General features: G+C 39.4%; 1 protein-coding gene. It reads left to right on the forward strand.

What is annotated here, in order from left to right; all coding sequences use genetic code 11:
• Nucleotides 1-311 precede the first annotated feature (311 nt).
• Complete coding sequence (locus IQ264_RS32415; protein ID WP_193986880.1) at nucleotides 312-1,586, forward strand: glycosyltransferase family 4 protein; 1,275 nt, start codon at nucleotides 312-314, stop codon at nucleotides 1,584-1,586.
• The last annotated feature ends 32 nt before the right edge of the window (nucleotides 1,587-1,618 follow it).

Consider the following 1,618-nt stretch of genomic DNA (forward strand, 5'->3'; position numbering starts at 1 on the left):
CTCCCCATCTCCCCATCTCCCCTAAATACCTGTCCCTCTGCTACTTGCCAAATTCTGATGAGTATGCTTAAGTTGACGATCTGAAAATTTGAATACCTCCGATCGCAGTCAAATCTTTAGCTCTTTTCATTCTTAAGTAATATCTTCACTTGCAAAGATCTATCTCTCCCTTAGCTGATGCTATCAAATAATTAAACTTTTATTGTTAATATCAAAAGCTCAAATTTAATCCTTGAGTTAATGAGGCGGCTACTCATTTTATAACCTTCTTGATTCAGCTGTCATTTAATTACACAAACAATTAAAAAACTATGTTTTCCCCAATCAAAAAGCACATTGCTCTCATATCGGTGCATGGAGATCCAGCAATTGAAATTGGTAAAGAAGAAGCTGGTGGACAAAATGTTTATGTGCGTCAAGTGGGTGAAGCACTAGCACAAAAAGGTTGGCTAGTTGATATGTTTACCCGCAAAGCTAATTCCCAACAAAATACGATCGTACAACATAGCCCCAATTGTCGAACAATTCGGTTAACTGCTGGCCCAGAGGAGTTTGTACCAAGAGATGAGATTTTTGCATATTTACCAGAGTTTGTTAATAAATTCCTCCAATTTCAGCAAGAAAATCAAATTAATTATCCGATCGTTCATACTAATTACTGGCTTTCTGCCTGGGTAGGAATGCAACTGAAAAAAACACTTGATATTAAACAAGTGCATACTTACCATTCTTTAGGTTTTATAAAATATAAGTCTGTCAACACAATTCCCATGATCGCTACTACTCGCTTAAGCACAGAAAAAGCGGTATTAGAGACGGCTGAGAGAATTGTGGCAACAAGTCCACAAGAAAAAGAACACATGAGAAGTTTAGTTTCTCAAAAGGGTAAAATTGACATAATTCCTTGCGGTACAGATGTTAGTCATTTTGGTTCTATTAGTCGGGTAGCAGCTAGGGAAAAATTAGGCATTACTCCCGAAACTAAGGTAATTTTATATGTGGGTCGTTTCGATCGACGCAAGGGAATAGAAACTTTAGTGCGTGCAGTTGGTCAATGTCAATCCAGGAAAAATCAGCAGCTAAAATTAATTATCGGTGGCGGATTTAGACCTGGACAGAGTGATGGGAAAGAATACGATCGCATTGCCAGCATTGTAGACGAACTCGGCTTAAATGATATAACACTTTTCCCCGGAAGATTGAATCGAGAAATTTTACCAACTTACTACACCGCCGCTGATGTAACTGTGGTTCCCAGTCATTATGAACCCTTTGGGTTAGTAACAATTGAATCGATGGCTTGTGGTACACCAGTTATTGGCAGTGATGTTGGTGGTTTACAATTTACAATTAAGCCCGGAGAAACTGGTTTACTCTGTCCTCCTAAAGATGATGCTGCTTTTGCTGCGGCGATCGATCGCTTTCTCACTCACCCAGAATGGCGCAACAAATTAGGAATAAATGCCAGAGAACGAGTCGAAGAAATATTTAGCTGGGATGGAGTCGCTTCTCAATTAACTAACCTTTACCTTGACTTACTCAAACAACCCTCAGCGAAACAACAATTAAGTAGTGTGAGTGCTTAGAGGCAGAGTTAGAGGAGATAGGGAGATGGGGG

It is taken from the genome of [Phormidium] sp. LEGE 05292 (assembly GCF_015207735.1).
Taxonomy (GTDB): Bacteria; Cyanobacteriota; Cyanobacteriia; order Cyanobacteriales; family Aerosakkonemataceae; genus Floridanema.

What these genes read in the sequence shown, in the direction of transcription:
- IQ264_RS32415 (WP_193986880.1), top strand. Translation starts at nt 312, where the DNA reads ATGTTTTCCCCAATCAAAAAGCACATTGCTCTCATATCGGTGCATGGA.